At 73.0% G+C, this 17,823-nt stretch carries 15 protein-coding genes and 1 pseudogene; 6 read left to right on the forward strand and 10 right to left on the reverse strand.

The features are described from left to right. The 3 genes from ACFOY6_RS20910 to ACFOY6_RS20920 form a co-directional block, all read right to left on the reverse strand. Positions 1-645, reverse strand: a 645-nt coding sequence (locus ACFOY6_RS20910; protein WP_379652149.1) for a segregation and condensation protein A, incomplete at its 3' end; no start/stop codon positions are given. 105 nt (positions 646-750) lie between these two features. Beyond that, the gene (locus ACFOY6_RS20915) at positions 751-3,027 is read right to left on the reverse strand and encodes a response regulator (protein ID WP_379652150.1); all 2,277 of its coding nucleotides are present in this window, start codon (positions 3,025-3,027) and stop codon (positions 751-753) included. Positions 3,028-3,227: 200 nt separating this feature from the next. Further along, positions 3,228-3,929: a GntR family transcriptional regulator gene (locus ACFOY6_RS20920; protein ID WP_379652151.1), complete on the reverse strand. Its 702-nt coding sequence runs from the start codon at positions 3,927-3,929 to the stop codon at positions 3,228-3,230. A 238-nt stretch (positions 3,930-4,167) separates the two neighbouring features. Here ACFOY6_RS20920 and ACFOY6_RS20925 point away from each other — a divergent pair, with 238 nt between their 5' ends. The 4 genes from ACFOY6_RS20925 to ACFOY6_RS20940 are packed head-to-tail and all read left to right on the forward strand — an operon-like array spanning position 4,168 to position 8,021. Further along, complete coding sequence (locus tag ACFOY6_RS20925) at positions 4,168-5,148, forward strand: tripartite tricarboxylate transporter substrate binding protein (RefSeq protein ID WP_379652152.1); 981 nt, start codon at positions 4,168-4,170, stop codon at positions 5,146-5,148. Positions 5,149-5,153: 5 nt separating this feature from the next. After that, entirely contained in the window at positions 5,154-5,621 is a 468-nt protein-coding gene (locus tag ACFOY6_RS20930; protein ID WP_109517341.1) for a tripartite tricarboxylate transporter TctB family protein, read from the forward strand. After that, entirely contained in the window at positions 5,621-7,105 is a 1,485-nt protein-coding gene (locus tag ACFOY6_RS20935; protein WP_379640829.1) for a tripartite tricarboxylate transporter permease, read from the forward strand. Before ACFOY6_RS20930 ends, ACFOY6_RS20935 begins: the two co-directional genes overlap by 1 nt. After that, positions 7,098-8,021, forward strand: a complete 924-nt coding sequence (locus tag ACFOY6_RS20940) for an amidohydrolase family protein (RefSeq protein ID WP_379652153.1) — start codon at positions 7,098-7,100, stop codon at positions 8,019-8,021. The genes ACFOY6_RS20935 and ACFOY6_RS20940 overlap by 8 nt, the downstream gene beginning before the upstream one ends. Before the next feature lie 61 nt (positions 8,022-8,082). On the opposite strand, the gene ACFOY6_RS20945 is transcribed toward ACFOY6_RS20940, so the two are convergent. The 7 genes from ACFOY6_RS20945 to ACFOY6_RS20975 form a co-directional block, all read right to left on the reverse strand. After that, on the reverse strand, positions 8,083-9,360 hold the full coding sequence (locus ACFOY6_RS20945; RefSeq protein ID WP_109517338.1) for a TRAP transporter large permease: 1,278 nt from the start codon (positions 9,358-9,360) through the stop codon (positions 8,083-8,085). Continuing rightward, positions 9,357-9,863 (reverse strand): TRAP transporter small permease, encoded by a 507-nt coding sequence (locus tag ACFOY6_RS20950; RefSeq protein ID WP_379640827.1) that lies wholly within the window; start codon positions 9,861-9,863, stop codon positions 9,357-9,359. The genes ACFOY6_RS20945 and ACFOY6_RS20950 overlap by 4 nt, the downstream gene beginning before the upstream one ends. Then, on the reverse strand, positions 9,860-10,543 hold the full coding sequence (locus ACFOY6_RS20955; RefSeq protein WP_109517336.1) for a cyclase family protein: 684 nt from the start codon (positions 10,541-10,543) through the stop codon (positions 9,860-9,862). Before ACFOY6_RS20955 ends, ACFOY6_RS20950 begins: the two co-directional genes overlap by 4 nt. A gap of 31 nt (positions 10,544-10,574) precedes the next feature. Continuing rightward, a complete protein-coding gene (locus ACFOY6_RS20960; protein WP_379640826.1) occupies positions 10,575-11,564 on the reverse strand; it encodes a TRAP transporter substrate-binding protein in 990 nt (329 codons plus the stop codon). A 313-nt stretch (positions 11,565-11,877) separates the two neighbouring features. After that, entirely contained in the window at positions 11,878-12,081 is a 204-nt protein-coding gene (locus tag ACFOY6_RS20965; protein ID WP_109517334.1) for a hypothetical protein, read from the reverse strand. Then, a complete protein-coding gene (locus tag ACFOY6_RS20970; RefSeq protein ID WP_379640825.1) occupies positions 12,078-13,502 on the reverse strand; it encodes an amidase in 1,425 nt (474 codons plus the stop codon). Before ACFOY6_RS20970 ends, ACFOY6_RS20965 begins: the two co-directional genes overlap by 4 nt. Next, the gene (locus ACFOY6_RS20975) at positions 13,499-15,112 is read right to left on the reverse strand and encodes an ABC transporter substrate-binding protein (RefSeq protein WP_379652155.1); all 1,614 of its coding nucleotides are present in this window, start codon (positions 15,110-15,112) and stop codon (positions 13,499-13,501) included. The genes ACFOY6_RS20970 and ACFOY6_RS20975 overlap by 4 nt, the downstream gene beginning before the upstream one ends. 195 nt (positions 15,113-15,307) lie before the next feature. On the opposite strand from ACFOY6_RS20975, the gene cydD reads away from it, so the two are divergent. Next, positions 15,308-17,041, forward strand: coding sequence for a thiol reductant ABC exporter subunit CydD (gene cydD / locus ACFOY6_RS20980; RefSeq protein WP_379652154.1), 1,734 nt, complete (start codon positions 15,308-15,310; stop codon positions 17,039-17,041). After that, a pseudogene (locus tag ACFOY6_RS20985) lies at positions 17,038-17,823 on the forward strand (ABC transporter ATP-binding protein); the annotation flags it as partial. The gene cydD and the pseudogene ACFOY6_RS20985, both read left to right, overlap by 4 nt.

A 17,823-nucleotide genomic window follows, 5' to 3' on the forward strand; every position in this document is an offset into this window, starting at 1 on the left:
GAGGCTCTCGAACAGCGGCAGCGCATCGGCCAGCGGCAGCGGCATGGGGCGCCCGGCCAGCAGGGCCCGCAGCCGCTCGAGCGCCTCCGGGATGCGCCAGAGGTCGAGCGGCGCCACGCGTGCCGGGGCGGCGGCCTCCGCCCCGCTGCCGGAGCGCGGGCGGCCTTCCAGCAGCACCAGCGTGGCCTCCAGGAAGGCCAGCAGCAGCTCCGGCTGCGGGCGCGCGGCGCGCCGGACATCGCCCCGGCCATGCACCTCCTGCCGCAATTGCGGCCGGCCGGCGAGCCAGGCGGCGGCGGTGCGCATCCGGGCCAGCTCGCTCAGCATCTCCAGGCGGCGCTCCGCCTCCTGTTCCGCCTGCGCCGCCTCGGCCAGGCTCGCCGGGGTGAGCAGCTGCGAGCGCAGCAGGATGAGGTCGCTGGCCATCACCACCCAGGCGGTGCGCCGCTCCAGCGGCACGCGGCCGGCGCTGGCCTCCAGCGCGGCGACGAACTGGTCGGTCAGTGTCACGATGGACAGCCGGCCCAGATCGACCCGGTGCCGCCGCACCATCTCCAGCAGGAAATCGAGCGGCCCCTCGAAGCCTTCGACGCTGAGCGCCGGCGCATCGGACATGGCCGCCTCGGGAACCAGCGCCTCAGCCATGCCACGCACCGGAGCAGCTTCGCCTCTGTGCCATGCGGCCCTCCTTTGTTCCCATTCTGCCCGCAGGCGGGGCGCGGCGAAAGTCCGTCCGCCTGGCGGGGCGGCTCAGGCGTCGCAGGCCTTCTCCTGCCGTCGATCCTGCTGCGGGCCATGCACGCGGCTGGCCGCCAGCAGCACGCCCACCTGCGCGATGACGGCGTCCGGCGAGGCCGGCTTGCGCAGCACCGCGAAGGGGCCGGAGCGCGCCGCATCGGTGAAGGCCGCGACGCTGGCATCCCCGGCGAAGCCGGTGAACAGCAGCGCCGGCAGCGCGGGCAGGCGCTGCCGCACCGCATCCAGCAGGGCGAGCCCGTCCATCCCCGGCATTGCCAGATCGGTGACCAGGATGTCGATGTGCCGCGCGGCGGAAAGCTGCGCCAGGGCGGCGACGCCGGACTCCGCCTCCAGCACCGCATGGCCCTGCTCGCGCAGGCAGGCGGCCAGCGTCTCGCGCAGGCTGGCCTCGTCATCCACCAGGAGGAGGCGCCCGGTGGGCGTTTCCGCCGGCGCTTCCGCGGGGTCCTCCGCCACGTCGCCCTGGCCGGTCAGCGGCGCGCCAGGGGCCGGCCCGGAGGCCGGCACCTCAGGCACCGGAATCTCGGGCACCGGCAGCCAGAGCCGCACGATGGTGCCACGCCGGGGCTGGCTGTCGATGACGAGCATGCCGCCGGATTGCTCGGCGAAGCCCTTGGCCATGGCCAGGCCGAGGCCGGTGCCCTTGCCCTTTGGCTTGGTGGTGAAAAAGGGCTCCATGGCGCGGCCGAGCGTCGCCGCATCCATGCCGATGCCGGTGTCGGCCACTTCCAGCCGCAGGTAGGGACCGGACCTCAGGCCCGCTGCCTGCGCGCGCGCGGCCGCCAGCGTGTCCATCGAGACCGCCAGGGTCAGCTGGCCGCCGCCCATCGGCTCCATCGCGTCCCGCGCATTCACCGCGAGGTTGATCAGCACCGTCTCGAGCTGCCCGCGGTCCAGCAGGGCGGGGGGCAGGTCCGGGGCGATGGACAGCCGCACCTGCACGGAGGGTCCCAGCGTGTGGCTGAGGATCTCGTGCAGCCCGGCCAGCAGCTCGCCCACCTGGACGGGCGTGGCATGCAGCTCGGCCCGCCGCGCGAAGGTGAGCAGGCGGCGCGAGACGGAGGCGCCGCGCTCCGCCGCCTCGGTGATCATCCGCGCCAGCCGCTCGACCTGGGCGGCGTCCTTGGACCGGCGGCTGATCAGCTTGGTGCCGCCCAGCACGGCCTGGAGGATGTTGTTGAAGTCATGCGCGATGCCGCCCGCCAGCCGGCCCAGCGCCTCCATCCGGTCGGATTGGGAGAGGCGCTGCATCGCCGCCTCGTTCTCCCGCCGGGCGCGCTTCAGGTCGCGCAGGGCACGGCGGCGGTCGAGCCACAGCAGGCCGAGCGCCATGGTGGCCAGCAGCAGCGCCGCGAAGGCCGCCGCCGCGACCCGCAGGGAGGGCGCCACGAAGGCCGTCGCCGCCATCTCGGACTCAACATCCATGGCCGCGCAGACAATGATCGGCGCCTCCGCCAGCTTGCGGAAGCCGACGAATTTGGGCCGGCCGTCGATGATGCTGACCGTCTCGAAGCTGCCTGCCGGACGGGCGGAATGGAGCTGGAACAGGGCCGATTTGGCGCCGAGGCTCTTTCCCAGCAGGGGCCCGACATCGTGGCTGTAGGCCAGCACCCCGCCATCCTCGCGCAGCAGGAGCGACGAGCCCTCCGTGCCTTTGCGCAGCAGGGCGAGATCCTCCGACAGCTTCAGCGGATCGATCGAGACCACCACCACGCCGCCGAAGCCGCCGGTCAGGCTCTGCAACGGCCGGGTGAACTGCACGCTCCAGCGCCCCGAGGCGCGCCCGACCAGCGGCTTGCTGACGAACAGCGCCGGAGGACGGTTGAGATGGACGGTGAAATGCTCCCGGTCGCCCAGATAGACGCGGTCCCAGCCCGGCACGGAGGACCAGGCCAGCCATCCATCGGCGCCGATCACCCCCACCTGCAGCAGCCCGAAGCGACCGGCCTCGGCGACGGAGGCGAGGTGCTGCTCCAGCATGACGGCCATCGTCCCCCGGTGCTCCGCCACCAGGTTCTGGCGGGTCTGGGCGAGGTCGTACAGGCCGTGGACGGCCTCCAGCAGCCGCAGCATGTTCTGCTGCACCGCCTCCGCCGCCACCTCCACCCGTGCCAGCGCGGCGCTGCGTGCCTCCCGGTCGATCCGGGCGGCCGAATGCTCCGCCACCCACCAGGCCGCGAGGGAGCAGAACAGCCATCCGCAGAAAGCTCCGCTCCAGAGCAGGCGGCGGGACAGGAGGTTCCGGCTTCTGCTGCCGAGATCAGGCATGTCGCTCCGACCCACACGCTCCACGAGGCATCCCCCTCCCCCAATGGCGGATGAACGCGGATATCACTGCCTATGACAGCAGATTATTCCATCAATGGCCTTATAAGGCAAAACGCGCGCTGTCACAGCCGGCGCTGCGCCTCACCCAGGCGGCGTTGCCACGGAGCCCGGCCGGCGCGGCTCCCGCGGCGCAAAGGTGGCTACAGGGAGCCGCGCATGCGCTCCACGCCCCTGTCATGGTGGCGGCCGACCACCGCGGCCAGCCCGGCGCCGTCGCGCCGCGCGAGGCATTCCATCATCTCCTCATGCTCGGCCATGGCGGCGGCCCATTTGTCCGCCCCCTCATGGCCGATGAAGCGGATACGCTTCATCTGCGCCTGCAGCATGTCGTAATGCCGTGCCAGGGTATGGTTGCCCGAGGCGGCGACGATGGCTGAGTGCACGGCCTGGTTCAGCTTGAAGTAGGGCAGCCGGTCGCGCGCCGCGTAGCGCTCGCGCATCATCGCGTGCAGCGCGAGGATGCGGCCGATCTCCGCCTCCGGGGCGTGCTCGCAGGCGCGGCGGGCGGCCTGCTGCTCCAGCACCTTCAGCACCTCCATGCTCTCCGCCACGTCCTGCATGGTGAAGGCGCGCACCACGGCGCCGCGCGCCGGCACCAGCTCCACCAGCCCTTCCCCGGCCAGGGTCTTCAGCGCCTCGCGCAGCGGCGTGCGGGAGACGCCGAGCGTCTGGCCCAGCGCCACCTCGTTGATGCGCTGGCCAGGCGCCAGCCGGCCATCGGTCACCATGTCCCGCAGCCGGCTCGCCACCTGCTCGTGCAGCGTCTGCCGGGCGATGGGCGCGTTCTCGGCGGCCCCGGCGGAAGAGGCGGCAGTGCTGGGCGCGAGGTCGGCGTCTTGCATCGATAGGGTCTTGTTCCTGCAGCGGAAAGGGCGCCGCCCGGCGCATTATGCCGCATCGGAGGCGGCGATGCGATGCCTCTTGCAATCATACTACATACAGAGCACAAAACTCCGATAAAAAAATTCCTCCGCCACGCACCGGACGAACCGGCCCGGCCGCATGGGAGGAGGGGAGACATGGATGCGTGGCCCGGGGCAGCCATTCCCGCGCCACCCGTCATGAGGAGGAGGAACAAGAATGATCTCACGTCGTGGTCTCGCCGGCCTGGCCGGAGCCCTCGCCTTGCCGGCCCTGCTGCCGGGCCGCGCGCGGGCGCAGTCCTGGCCTAGCCGGCCCGTCACCATGGTGGTGCCCTGGGCGGCCGGCGGCGGCGCCGACACCGTCACCCGCATCCTCGCCTCCGGGCTGGAGCCGGAGTTCGGCCAGCCGGTGAACGTGGTCAACCGCACCGGCGGCAATGGCATCGTCGGCCACGCCGCCATCGCCAACGCCGCGCGCGATGGCTACACCATCGGCTGCGGCACCTCGGAATTCGTCAACTTCAAGACGCTGGGCCAGTCCGACATCGGGCCGCAGAGCTTCGACCTGATCTCGCGCATCGCCAGCATCCCGGCCGGCATCACGGTGAAGGCGGACGGGCCGTGGCAGGACTTCAAGTCCTTCGCCGCGGCGCTGCGCGAGGCGCGCAAGGGGCAGTTCACCGGCTCGGGCGTCTCCACCGGCGGCTCCTGGCACCTCGCCGCCGCCGGCCTGGCCAAGGCGCTGGGGATGGAGGCGGACAGCATCCGCTGGATCCCGAGCCAGGGCGGCGCTCCGGCGCTGCAGGACCTGGTGGCGGGCGGCATCTCGGTCTTCACCGGCTCGCCCATCGAGGCCAAGCCGCTGGTCGAGGCGGGGCAGGTGCGCGTGCTGGCGGTGATGGCGGAGAAGCGCGTGACCTCCTTCCCCGACGTGCCGACGCTGAAGGAGCTGGGCGTCGACTGGGTCTATGAGAACTGGTTCGCGATGGTGGCGCCGCGCGGCCTGCCCGCCCCGGTGCGCACCCGGCTGATCGAGGCGGCCGGCCGCGGCCATGCCCGCCCCGAGGTGCGCCAGACCATGACCGCGCGCGGCATCGTGCCGGTCTGGGAGACGCCGGAGGCCTTCGCCGAGTTCACCACCCGCTTCGGCCGGACGGCGGCCACGCTGCTGGGCGAGCTGGGCCTGGCGCGGGGCTGAGCCACATGCGGCTGAACGACCGCGCGCTGGGCGTGCTGACGCTCGGGCTGGGGGGGCTGCTGCTGGCGGCCTCCCTGCGCCTGCCGGGCGTGCCGGGGCAGGAGCTGGGGGCGGGGTTCTTCCCCGCCCTCCTGGGCGGCGGCGTGATGGCCGCCGGCACCGGCCTGCTGCTGGCCGCCGGCCGGCAGCCGGGGGAGCCGTGGCTGCGCGCCCCCGCCTGGATGCGGGACCGCTGGGCGGCCACCAATGTGGCGCTGCTGGTGGCCAGCATCGTCCTCTTCGCCCTGCTGGCCGAGACGGTGGGCTTCATCCCCCTCGCCATCGCCATCCTGCTGGCGGTGCAGCTCCGCCTCGGTATCGCGCCGGTGCGCGCGGCGGTCACGGCGGTGCTGGGCGCCATCGGCTTCCACCTGCTCTTCGTCATGGTGCTGCGCGTGCCGCTGCCGCCGGGCCTGCTGGAGGGCTGGCTCTGATGGACAGCCTGCTGCTCGCCTTCGGCCATGTGCTGAGCCCCGGCACGCTGGGCGTCATCCTGCTCGCCAGCGGCCTTGGCATCGTGCTGGGCGCCATCCCTGGGCTGACGGCGGTGATGGGCACGGCGCTGCTGGTGCCCTTTACCTTCTTCATGGAGCCGGTGCCGGCCATCGCCTCGATCGTCGCGCTGACGGCCATGGCCATCTTCTCGGGCGACATCCCGGCGGCGCTGCTGCGCATCCCCGGCACCCCGGCCTCCGCCGCCTATGCCGACGAAGCCTACAAGATGACGCAGCGGGGCGAGCCCTGGCGCGGCCTTGGCATGTGCATGGTCTCCTCCGCCATCGGCGGGGTGTTCGGCACGCTGGTGCTGATCATGGCGGCGCCGACGCTGGCCATCTTCGCCACCCGCTTCTCCTCGCCCGAGTATTTCTGGCTCGGCATGCTGGGCCTCACCTGCGCCGCCTTCCTGGCCGTCGGCTCGCCGCTGCGCGGGCTGCTGGCGCTGCTGCTCGGCCTGTTCCTCTCCTGCGTCGGCATCGACGTGGCGACGGGCGTCACCCGCTTCGCCTTCGGCTCCACCGAGCTGATGGGGGGCGTGGACTTCGTGCCGGCGCTGATCGGCTTCTTCGCCATTCCGGAGCTGATCCGGCTGATGACGGTGCGCGGCGGCGCGACGGTGCGCGTGCCGCCCTACAGCAGCCCGCTGCGCGGCATGATGCGCGACGTGTGGACCTGGCGGAAGCAGATCCTGCGCGGCAACATCGTCGGCACGCTGATCGGCGCGCTGCCGGGGGCGGGGGCGGACATCGCCGCCTGGATCTCCTACGCCATCAGCCGCAAGTTCTCGCGCACGCCGGAGAAGTTCGGCACCGGCCATGTCGAGGGGCTGGCCGAGGCGGGCGCCTCCAACAACTCGGCGCTGGCCGGCGCCTGGGTGCCCACCATCGTCTTCGGCATCCCGGGCGATTCCATCACCGCCATCGTCATCGGCGTGCTGGTGCTGAAGGGGATGGAGCCGGGGCCGGCCATCTTCGTCAAGTCACCGGACCTGATCTACGCCGTGTTCATCGTCTTCATCCTGGCCAACCTGCTGATGATCCCGCTCGGGCTGCTGGTCATCCGCGCGGCGCGGCACATCCTGGCCGTGCCGCGCGGCATCATCGCGGCCTTCATCCTGGTGGCCTGCATCGTCGGCGCCTACGCCATCAACAACGCGCTGTTCGATGTCGGCATGATGCTGGCGATGGGCGCGCTCGGCTGGTTCATGGAGGAGAACGACATCCCCGTGGCGCCGGCCATCCTGGGCCTGGTGCTGGGCAAGGTGGTGGAGTTCAACTTCATCCAGACGCTGATGAAGGGCGAGGGCGATCCGCTCACCCTCGTCTCCCGCCCGATCGCGGCCGTGCTGGCGCTGGCCGTGCTCGGCCTCTGGCTCGGCACCGCCTGGAAGACCTTCCGAAGCCGCCCCGCCCATGCGTGACCTGCCGACCATCGACGCGCACCACCATTTCTGGGACCCGGTGCGCAACGACTACCCCTGGCTGGACCCCGCCCGGCCGATGATCCCCTTCCGCTATGGCGACTATGGGGCCATGCGCGGCCGGCCCTTCCTGCCGGAGGATTACGACGCGCTGACCGGCCACCACCGCGTCGTCGCCAGCGTGACGATGGAGGGGGAATGGAACCCGGCCGACCCCACCGGTGAGAGCCGGTGGATGGCCGGGCTGGCGGCGCGCACCGGGCGGCCGGCCGCGCATGTCGCCCAGGCTTGGCTGGACCGGACGGATGTGGAGGCGGTGCTGGCCGCCCAGGCCGCGCTGCCGCTGGTGAAGGGGGTGCGGCACAAGCCGCGCGCCGCCCCCTCCCCCGCCCAGGTGGAGCGCGGCGCACCCGGCTCGATGGGCGACCCGCGCTGGCGCGCCGGCTATGCCCGCCTCGCCGCGCACGGGCTGCATTTCGAGCTGCAGACGCCCTGGTGGCATCTCGACGAGGCGCTCGACCTGGTCGCGGCGCACCCGGAGACGCCACTGGTGCTCAACCACACCGGACTGCCCTCCGACCGCAGCGAGGAAGGGCTGGCCGGCTGGCGGGCGGCGATGCGCCGGCTCGCCACGGCGCCGCAGGTCTGGGTGAAGATCTCCGGCCTCGGGCTGCCAGGGCGGCCCTGGCGGCTGGAGGACAACCGCGCCATCATCCGCGAGACGATCGAGATCTTCGGGGCCGGGCGCTGCCTGTTCGCCTCCAACTTCCCGGTGGACGGGCTGTGCGGCAGCTTCGAGACCATCTTCGACGGCTTCCGCGCCGCCGTCGAGGACCTGCCCTGGGCCGAGCAGTGCGCGCTGTTCCACGACAACGCCATCCGGCTCTACCGGCTCGGCCTTCCGGCAGCGGGATGAAGAAAGGCCGGGGGAGAATGAATTCTCCCCCGGTGCCCCCTCTTCTTTTTTCTGTCCGTCTTCAGCGCATCCAGCGCAGCGGGCCCAGCACCAGCCAGGGCATCATCACCAGCGCCAGCAGCACCACGATCTGCGCGGTGAGGAAAGGCATCACGCCCCGCACCACCGCGCCCATGCGGACCCGCCCCACCGAGCAGACCACGTTCAGCACCGTGCCCACCGGCGGCGTCAGCAGGCCGATGGCGTTGTTCATGATGAACAGCACGCCGAAATAGACCGGGTCGATCCCCGCCTCGCGCACGATGGGCATCAGCACCGGTGTCAGGATCAGGATGGTGGGGATGAAGTCGAGCGCCGTGCCCACCACCACCACCAGCAGCATGATCGCCAGCATCAGCAGGATGCGCTCACCCATGAAGGGCTCGAGCAGGCCGCGCACCTCGCCGGGGATGTCGGCGATGGTGATGAGGTAGGCGGAGACGGCGGCCGCGGCCACCAGGAACATCACCGCCGCGCTGGTGCGCACGGCGGCCAGCATCACCTTCGGCAGGTCGCGCGGGTGCAGCTCGCGATAGACCAGCATGCCCACCGCCAGCGCATAGACCGCCGCGACCACCGCCGCCTCGGTGGGCGTGAAGATGCCGAAGCGCAGGCCGCCGATGATCAGCGCCGGCAGGCCCAGCGCCAGCCCCGCCTCCTTCAGCGCCTGCAACCGCTCGGCCCAGCTCGCGCGCGGCAGCACCGCCGCCCCCTCGTTGCGGGCGCAGACCGCCCAGGTGACCGCCAGCGCCAGCCCCATCAGGATGCCCGGCACGATGCCGGCCAGGAACAGCGAGGTGATGGAGACATTCGCCGCCACGCCGAAGACGATGTAGCCGATCGAGGGCGGGATGACCGGGGCGATGATGCCGCCCGCCGCCATCAGCCCGGCCGAGCGCGGCACGTCGTGCCCGGCCTGCTTCATCACCGGCAGCAGCACCGCCGCCAGCGCCGCCGTGTCGGCCACCGCCGAGCCGGAGAGGGAGGCGAGGAAGATGGCGGCGATGACCGCCACATAGCCCAGCCCGCCGCGCACATGGCCGACCAGCTTCATCCCCAGCCCGACCAGCCGGCGCGAGAGGCCGCCGGCGTTCATCGCCTCGCCGGCCAGCATGAAGAAGGGGATGGCCAGCAGCGGGAAGCTGTCCGCGCCGTTGATCATCTGCAGCGCCAGGCCCTGGGCGTCGAAGGCGTCCAGGTGCCACATCAGCGCCAGGGAGGAGACCATCAGCGCGAAGGCGATCGGCATGCCGAGCGACATGGCGGCGAGCAGCACGCCGGCGAAGATGAGGAGCGTCATGCCCCCGCCTCCCCTTCCATGTCGCGCGCCGGCGGCTCGCGCCCGGCCAGGGCCGCGGCGAGATCGGCCAGGGCGACGAGGCCGAGGCCAGCCCCAGCCACCACCGCCGCCGCATAGGTCCAGCCCAGCGGCACGCCGGAGACAGGGGCGAGGTTGCCCATGTTCATCGCCGCCTGCGTCCAGGCGCCCCACAGGAAAACGCCGCAGCAGAGCAGCATCAGCAGGTTGGAGACGATGCGGCAGAGGCGCCGGCCCGCCTTCGGCAGCGCGTTCGTCACCAGGTCGAAGCCCAGATGCCCGCCCTGCCGCAGCACCACCACGGCGCCGAGGAAGGTGAGCCAGACGAACAGCAGGCGCGACAGCTCGTCGCTGACGGTGATGCCGGAATCGAAGGCGTAGCGCAGCACCACATTGCCGAACACCATGATCACCATGGCCCCTAGCGCCAGTACCAGCAGCCACTCCGCCAGGGAGAAGGCGCGGTCGGCCAGGCGCCCGATCATGCGGGAAGGCCCTCCGGCAATCCCTCGATGGCGAAGATCCGCGCCGGCGCGCCATCGGCGCCCGGGATCAGCAGCGGCGCGGCGCAGAGGAAGGTGCGCGGCCCGGCCAGGGCGCTGGTGTTCACCAGGTACTCGATGAGGGTGACGCCGTGGCGCAGCAGCACGTCATGCGTCACGTGCTGGTCGAAGGGCACCTCCTGCTGGTCCAGCAGCAGGCGGATGGGGAAGTCCTGCGGGAAGTCGAAGGCCACCGCCTTCGGCCGCAGCGTGGCGAGGTGCTCCGCCGCGTCGCGGGTCAGCCAGGGGGCCTCGGTCCAGAATTCGCGGGTGTTGTAGTCCCGCTGGCGGTCCCAGCCGGCGGAGAGCAGCAGGATCTCGCCCTCTGGCCCGCCGGGATCGGCGGCGCGCAGCCGCGCCGCGTCGATGGCGGCGTTGGCCGGCGCGTCGCGCAGGTTCAGGATGCGCGCCGGCCCCACCACGCGGTCGAGCGGCGTGCTCTCGATGGTGGGGGCATCGGCCAGGATGTGCGCCTGCGCGTCGACATGGCTGAAGCCATGGCAGGGGCCATCCAGGCGGCTGATGCGGAACTGGTCGCCGGCGGCGATGTCGCCGGCGATGGCGATCTGCGTACGCCAGCGGAAATGCGGCGCGATGGGCATGGAAAGGTCGATCAGGCGCATCGCGCCGCTACTCCCAGGCTGGTGCGGCGATTCAGGCGCCGGTGGAGAGGATGGCTTCGGGCAGCTCGGCGCCGTAGCGGCCGGCGTAGTCGTCGCGCACCGCCTCGGCGACGATCTTCGCCATGGAATCGCGGTCCGGCGCCTCCACCACCTGCATCCCCTCCTGCTTCAGCTTGGCGATGGAGCCGGGCTCGGCCTCCTCGTTCATCTGCCGCTGCTTCGGCGTGACCTCGGCGGCGACGGCGCGCACCAGATCCTGCTGCGCCTTCGGCAGCGCCTCCAGCCGCTGCTTCGACATCGCCAGGATGCCGGCGGTGTAGGCGTGCCGCGTCAGGCTGAGGTGCTTCTGCACCTCGTGGAAGCGCGCGTTCAGGATCAGCGTGGTCGGGTTCTCCTGCCCGTCCACGGTGCGCGTCTCCATGGCGGTGAACAGCTCGGTGAAGGGCATCGGCAGCGGGTTGGCGCCGAGCAGCTGGAAGGCCTTGATGTGCGCCGGGTTGGGCGTGGTGCGGATCTTGAGGCCGCGCACATCCTCGGCGTTCTGCACCGCGCGCCGGGAATTGGTCAGGTTGCGGAAGCCGATGTCCCAGAAGCCCAGCGTGACCAGGCCGGAGGCTTCCAGCTCGGGCTTCAGCTTGTCGCCGATCGGGCCGTCCAGCACGGCGGCCACGTGGCGGCGGTCGCGGAACTGGAAGGGCAGGTCGAGCACGTTCAGCTTCGGCGCCAGGCCGGTGAAGAACGGGTTGCCCGTCAGCGCGATGTCGAGCGTGCCGCCGCGCGCGGAGGAGATGGTGGTGGGGTCGCTGCCCAGCGCGCCATTGCCGAAGACCTGCACGGTCAGCGCGCCGTTGGAGCGTTCCTTCAGCGTCTGCGCGAAGAGCAGCGCGGCGCGGTGCCAGCTGTCGGATTCGGGGTGGGGGTGGGCGAAGCGCAGGCGGGTGGCCTGGGCGCGGGCGGTGCCGCCCAGCCATGGCAGGGCCAGGCCCGCGGCCAGGGCCGCGCGGCGGGTGATCTTCGTCATGAACGTATCCTCGTCTTTTGGCCTGATACACTCGGCGGTATACAGAATAATGCCATTCTGACGCGGCGATGCAAGCGTGCTCCGGGACCGCGAGGCCAGCCGGCGCCCGGATTCACCAGCCTGTCGCGGCCGGCGGAAGCAAAGTTGATGGAGATGGCGGCGCTGTCATCCGGCCCGCGCTGCCCGCCGCCTGCCACGCCGGCAGCGGCATGGCGGGGGCGGCGCGAAAGGGCCGCCGGAGGCGGCATGGCCTCTGGCAGCCTCGGGCGGCCGTACGAGAACCGGGAAGCGCGCTTCGCCCCCCGGCGACCCTCTACCCGCGGCCGGCGTGATCCGGCGCGGGCACCGGATGCTCCAGCCGGAACACCGTCACCGGCTCCTGCGCGACGGGGCGCGGCACCCGCAGCAGCTTCGCGGCCGCCTCCAGGTCCATCACCATGCGCTCCAGCGGCGCGATCTCGCTCTCGGGCACGGAGAGGCCCAGGGCGCGCAGGCGCTGCGCGAAGCCGTCGCTCATGCCGCCATCTCCGCCATCGCCAGCGCGGGGCGCCGCGCGCGGGTGCCGAGCGCCCGCTCCACCGCGCTGCCCACCTTCAGCACCAGCGGGTCCTCGAAGGCGCGGCCGCCGATCTGCAGGCTCACCGGCAGCCCCTCCGCCGAAAAGCCGCTGCATACCGAGACGGCCGGGCTGCCCGTCAGGTTGAAGGGCCGGCTGAAGAAGGGCGGCAGCGCCGCGCCCAGCATGTCCACCCCCATCGGCCCCGCCACGTCGCGCGCCGAGGGGAAGACCAGCACGTCCACCTCGCGCAGCGCCGCCCGCACCTCCTCCACCAGCCGCCCGCGCTCGCGCTGGGCGTTGATGTAGTCGGCCGAGGAGACGAAGGCGCCGGCCATCAGCCGGCGGCGGCCATAGCTGCCATACAGCTCCGGCGTCGCCTTCAGCGATTCCGCGTGCACGGCGTAGGATTCGGCGCGCGAGATGAGGTTGCCCACCGCGCTCCACAGGCCGAAGGGCGAGAGCCGCACATCGGCAAGGGTGGCGCCGAGGCCGCGCAGCGCGCGCAGCGCATCCTCCACCCCCGCCAGCACCGCCGGCTCGCAGGGCACGTCCTCCTCGTAGAAGTGGCGCACCACGCCGACGCGCAGCCCGGCGAGGCTGCCCGGCTCGCCGATCGCGGCGGAGAAGTCCGGCACCGGCACGTCGGCGCTGCCGGGGTCCAGCGGGTCGTGCCCCGCCAGCACGGCCATCATCAGCGCGCAATCCTCGGCGGTCCAGCACATCGGGCCGGCATGGTCGAGCGAGAAGGCCAGCGGCAGCACGCCGCGCCGGCTGACCAGCCCATAGGTCGGCTTGTGGCCGGCGATGCCGCACCAGGCGGCGGGCGCGCGGATCGAGCCGCCCGTGTCGGTGCCCATGGCGCCCGGGCACAGCCCCGCCGCCACGGCCACCGCCGAGCCGGTGGAGGAGCCGGTCGGGTCGCGCTCCGTGTCCCACGGGTTGCGCGCCGGCGGCCAGGGCAGGTCGAAGGAGGTGCCGCCGATGGCGAACTCCCAGGTGGAGAGCTTGCCGAACAGCACCGCCCCCGCCTCGCGCAGGCGGCGGATGGTGGTGGCGTCCTCCGCCGGCACATGGTCGCGGAACAGGGCGGAGTGGCCGGTGGTGGGGATGCCGGCCGTCTCGTAGATGTCCTTGATGCCGATGGGAATGCCGTGCAGCGGCCCGCGCCAGCGCCCGGCGGCGATCTCCGCCTCCGCCTGCCGCGCCGCCGCCAGGGCCGGCTCCTCCAGCAGCAGCAGCACGCTGTTCAGCCGCCCGTCCAGCGCGTGGATGCGGTCGAGGCAGCTCTGCATCAGCTCGACCGGCGAGAGCCGCCGGTCGCGGATCAGCGCCGAGAGCTCGGCGATGGTCCTGAAGTGCAGCGGGGTCTCGCCGCTCATTTCATGTCCACCCGCGTCAGGTCCTGGAACCAGGACTGGGCAGAGACGAAGCCGGTGACGCGGCTGGACATGGCGCGCGGGTTGAGGTCGTGCACCACGTAGAGCCAGGGGGCGCCATCGACCAGGCGCTCATGCGCGGCGCGGATGGCGGCTTGCGATTCCGCCGGGTCGCTGGTGGTCTCGATGCGGCGGAACGCCTCGTCGAAGGCCGGGTCGATCCAGTGGCCGGCATTCGAGCCGCGCGGCGCGGCGTTGGCGCCGAGGAACCAGCGCGCCATCTGCGACGGGTCGGAGGAGACGAGCGAGATGTTGACCGCATCCGCCCCCAGCCAGGCCGGCTGGTCGGGTGCCGCGCGCTGCGCGCCGAGCAGCGTGTTCCACTCCACCGTGCGGAAGCTGACCTCGACGCCGCAATGCTCGCGCAGCGATTCCTGCAGCGCCTCGTTCATCGGCAGCGGCAGCATCTGGCCGGAGCCGGAGGTGGAGATGCCGACCACCAGCTTCAGCGGCTTCTGCGGGCCGTAGCCGGCCTCGGCCAGCAGTGCCTTGCCGCGCCGCGCATCCAGCCCGTAGGTGTTCTGCGGCTTGCCGAAGAGCGGGTTGCTCTTGTTGTAGAAGCCCACCGCCGGCTCGGCCGTGCCGTTCAGCAGGCCCACCAGCCCCTCGCGGTCGAAGCAGTAGTTCAGCGCCTGCCGCACCCGCACATCGGCCACGGGGCTGCCCGCCTTGCCGGCGGCGAAGACCCAGGGCCAGACATGCGGGTAGGAATTGGTCACCACCTGGAAGCCGGCCTGCTTCAGCGAGGGGATGCCATCCGGCGGCGGCACCTCGATCCAGTCCACCTGCCCGCTGCGCAGCGCGGCGAGGCGCGCGGTTGCCTCCGGAACGGGCATCAGCACGATGCGGTCGAGCTTCGCGCGGCGCGCCGTGTCCCAGTAGTTGTCGTTGCGCGTCAGCTCGACGCTCTGGCGCGGCACGAAGCGGGTGATGCGGAACGGCCCGGTGCCGGCCGGGGCAAGCGCCACCTTCGCCCAGTCCCGCCCCGCATCCTCCCACGCCTTGGGCGAGGCGAAGAGGATATAGACGGAGAGGTAGGGGAAGTAGGAGATCGGCCGCGCCGTCTCGATCTCCACCGTGAAGTCATCGATCTTGCGGTAGGCGGCGAGGCCGGCGACACGGCCGCGCGTGATGGCCGCGCCCTGCGCCTCGGCCTGCGGCGCGCCTTCCCGGAAGAAGCGGTCCATGTTCCAGATGACGGCATCGGCGTCGAACGGCGCGCCATCGTGGAAGCTGACGCCGCGGCGCAGGTGGAACACCCACTTCTTCGGGTCGGAGGGGTCCTGCTCCCAGCGCTCGGCGAGGCCGGGGCGCAGGCCGGCCAGCCTGTCGGGGCTGGAGAGGTCCCACAGCACGAGGCTCTCGAACACCGGGTAGCCGAGGAAGCGCATGCCCTCGTAGCCATTGTTCGGCATGCCGGTGGTGGTCGGCACGTCGGCGGCGGTCATGGCGATGCGCAGCACCTTCTGCGGTGCCTGCGCCTGCGCGCCGCCCATTCCAGCCCAGCTGGCCGCGGCCATCATGGCGGCGGCGGCGATGATGCTCGTCTTCATCACGTGCGGTCTGTCCCTGCATGAGGATACGCAGGGCACAGCAAGTTCCATGCCGCCGGTCGCGGCGCCGCGCGTGAAGCGGCCGTTCATAAACGGCCAAATATATAAGCGCTCCGTTCTGAAACTTGATGCAGCGCAAGGCCCCCGCCAAGCCCAGGTTCTAAAGCAGCGCCGCGCAACCAAGGATGTTCCGGCGTGGCCCCGCGCGAGACCGCCTCCCTCAGCTTCGAAGCCCCTCTCCTGCCGCAGGCGCCGGGGCAGGTCCCGCAGGCCGCGCCCGTGCCCGCGGCGGCCCCCTCCCCTCCGCGCCGGCCGCGCGCCACCCCGCTGCCCGCCGGCGTGCGGCGGGGCGCGCTGCTGCTGGCGCTGGCCGTGGTGCTGTGGCTGGCGCTGGCGGCGCTGCTGGCGCTCGCCGTGGCGCGCCTCGCCGAAGGTGGCGGGCTGGCGGAGATGCTCTGGCCCGCCGGGCTGGTGGCGCTGCTCGGCCTCGCCCGGCCGGGGCTGGAGGCGCGCGGCGGGCGCATCGCCTTCGCCGCCGCGCGCGCCTTGCTCGGCACGCTGCGGGCGGAGGCGCTCACGGCGCTGGCCACGCGCTCGCCGCTCGACGCCACCCGCCCCGCCTCCGGCGCCGCCGCCAGCGTGCTGGCCGAGCAGGCCGAGGCGGTTCTGCCCTACCTGCTGCGCTTCCGCGCCGCGCGGCTGCGCGCCACGCTGCTGCCGCCGCTCATCCTGCTCGCCATCCTGCCCTTCTCCTGGCTGGCGGCGCTGGCGCTGCTGCTGGCGGCGCCGCTGATCCCGCTCTTCATGGCGCTGATCGGCCTGCGGGCGAAGGCCGCCAGCGAGGCGCGGCTGCTGGAGCTCGGCGGCATGAACGGCTTCCTGCTGGACCGGCTGCGGGGGCTGGCCAGCATCCGTGCCCTCGGCGCCGTGGAGGCCACCGCCACCCGGCTGCGCGCCCAGGCGGAGAGCCTGCGCGAGCGGAGCATGGCGGTGCTGCGCATCGCCTTCCTCTCCTCGGCGGTGATGGAGCTGTTCTCGGCGCTCGGCGTGGCGCTGGTGGCCGTCTATGTCGGTTTCCACCTGCTCGGGCAGTTGGAGGCCGGAAGCTGGGGCGCGCCGCTCAGCCTCGGCGGCGGGTTGTTCATCCTGCTGCTGGCGCCGGCCTTCTTCGAGCCGCTGCGCGAGATGTGCGCCGCCTGGCACGACCGCGCCGCCGGCGAGGCCGCGCTCGGCGCCCTGCGCGCCCTGGCCGCGCCTGATGCGCTGGCGCTGGCCGGCGCGCTGGAGGCCGCCGGCGGGGCCCGGCCGGCCCCGCCCCCCGCCCTCCTGGCCGAGGGCCTGCGCTTCCGCCACCCCGGCGCGGCGCGCGATACGCTGACGGAGATCTCCCTCTCCCTCGCGCCCGGCGAGCATGTGGCGCTGCTGGGGCCGAGCGGTGTCGGCAAGTCCACCCTGCTCGCCCTGCTGGCAGGGTTGGCGGAACCCGGCGCCGGGCGCATCCGCATCGGCGGCGTGCCGCTCGACGCGGCGAATGCCGCCGCGCTGCGCCGCCGCATCGCCTGGGTGGGGCAGCGGCCGCACCTCTTCGCCGGCTCCCGCCATGCCAATGTGGCGCTGGGCCGCGCCGGCCTCGGCCGCCCGGAGGCGGCGCGCGCCCTGCGCCTGGCCGGCCTCGGCGCGGAAGGCGGGGTTGGCGAGGGCGGCGCCGGGCTCTCGGGCGGCGAGGCGCTGCGCCTGGCGATGGCCCGCGCCCTGGCCGACCCCGCCGCCACCCTGGTGCTGGCCGACGAGCCCACCGCGCATCTGGACGCCGCCACGGCGGCCGCCCTCACCGAGACGCTGCTGGCGCTCTGCCAGGGCCGCACCCTGCTGCTGGCGACGCACGACCCCGTGCTGGCGGCGCGCATGGACCGGGTGATCACGCTATGAAGGCCCTCCTCCCCCTGCTGGCGCTGTTCTGGCGGGAGCGGCACGGCGCGCTGCTCGGCGGCGCGGCGCTGGCGGCGCTGACCACCCTGGCGGGCGCGGCGCTGCTCGGCCTCTCCGGCTGGTTCATCACGGCCACGGCCCTGGCCGGTGCCTCGGCCGCCGGTGCGCTGGGCTTCGACGTGTTCCGCCCCGCCGCCGGCATCCGCCTTCTCGCCCTGGTCCGCACCGCCGGCCGCTATGGCGAGCGGCTGGTGACGCATGACGCGACGCTGGCCCTGCTGGCGGCGCTGCGCGAGCGGCTGTTCCGCGGCTGGGCCGCGCCCGGCGCCGCGCGCCACCTGCTGGCCCGCCCCGCCCGGCTGCTGTTCCGCCTCACCGCCGATGTCGATGCGCTGGACGGGCTCTATCTCCGCCTGCTGGTGCCGGCCGGTGCGGCGCTGGCCGTGGCACTGGCCACCGGTCTGGCGCTCGGGCTGCTGCACCCGGCGCTGGGGGCGGGCATGCTGGCGCTGCTGCTGGGGGCGGGGCTCCTGGTGCCGCTGCGGGCGGCGCGGGCGGGAGCGAAGCCGGCCCGCCGCCGTGCCCTGGCCACCGAGGCGCTGCGTGCCCGCGCCATTGACCTGCTCTCCGGCCAGCCGGAGTTGCTGATGGCCGGCCGCCTGCCAGCGCAGCACGCCGCCACGCTGCGCGCCGAGGCCCGCCTCGCCGCCGCCGAGGACACCGCCCACCGCATCGAGACCCGCGCCGGGCTGGGCTTCGCGCTGGCCGGCACGGCGGCGCTG

Origin of the sequence: Teichococcus aestuarii (genome assembly GCF_042651065.1) — a bacterium.
Lineage (GTDB): Bacteria > Pseudomonadota > Alphaproteobacteria > Acetobacterales > Acetobacteraceae > Pseudoroseomonas > Pseudoroseomonas aestuarii.

Excerpts from the sequence above, each read along its gene's own strand:
- ACFOY6_RS20945 (WP_109517338.1), bottom strand. The coding sequence starts at position 9,360 with ATGACGCTCCTCATCTTCGCCGGCGTGCTGCTCGCCGCCATGTCGCTC.
- ACFOY6_RS20915 (WP_379652150.1), bottom strand. The coding sequence starts at position 3,027 with ATGCCTGATCTCGGCAGCAGAAGCCGGAACCTCCTGTCCCGCCGCCTG.
- ACFOY6_RS20920 (WP_379652151.1), bottom strand. The coding sequence starts at position 3,929 with ATGCAAGACGCCGACCTCGCGCCCAGCACTGCCGCCTCTTCCGCCGGG.
- ACFOY6_RS20930 (WP_109517341.1), top strand. The coding sequence starts at position 5,154 with ATGCGGCTGAACGACCGCGCGCTGGGCGTGCTGACGCTCGGGCTGGGG.
- ACFOY6_RS20955 (WP_109517336.1), bottom strand. The coding sequence starts at position 10,543 with ATGCGCCTGATCGACCTTTCCATGCCCATCGCGCCGCATTTCCGCTGG.
- ACFOY6_RS20975 (WP_379652155.1), bottom strand. The coding sequence starts at position 15,112 with ATGAAGACGAGCATCATCGCCGCCGCCGCCATGATGGCCGCGGCCAGC.
- ACFOY6_RS20965 (WP_109517334.1), bottom strand. The coding sequence starts at position 12,081 with ATGAGCGACGGCTTCGCGCAGCGCCTGCGCGCCCTGGGCCTCTCCGTG.
- ACFOY6_RS20960 (WP_379640826.1), bottom strand. The coding sequence starts at position 11,564 with ATGACGAAGATCACCCGCCGCGCGGCCCTGGCCGCGGGCCTGGCCCTG.
- ACFOY6_RS20940 (WP_379652153.1), top strand. The coding sequence starts at position 7,098 with ATGCGTGACCTGCCGACCATCGACGCGCACCACCATTTCTGGGACCCG.
- ACFOY6_RS20925 (WP_379652152.1), top strand. The coding sequence starts at position 4,168 with ATGATCTCACGTCGTGGTCTCGCCGGCCTGGCCGGAGCCCTCGCCTTG.
- ACFOY6_RS20935 (WP_379640829.1), top strand. The coding sequence starts at position 5,621 with ATGGACAGCCTGCTGCTCGCCTTCGGCCATGTGCTGAGCCCCGGCACG.
- ACFOY6_RS20950 (WP_379640827.1), bottom strand. The coding sequence starts at position 9,863 with ATGATCGGGCGCCTGGCCGACCGCGCCTTCTCCCTGGCGGAGTGGCTG.
- ACFOY6_RS20970 (WP_379640825.1), bottom strand. The coding sequence starts at position 13,502 with ATGAGCGGCGAGACCCCGCTGCACTTCAGGACCATCGCCGAGCTCTCG.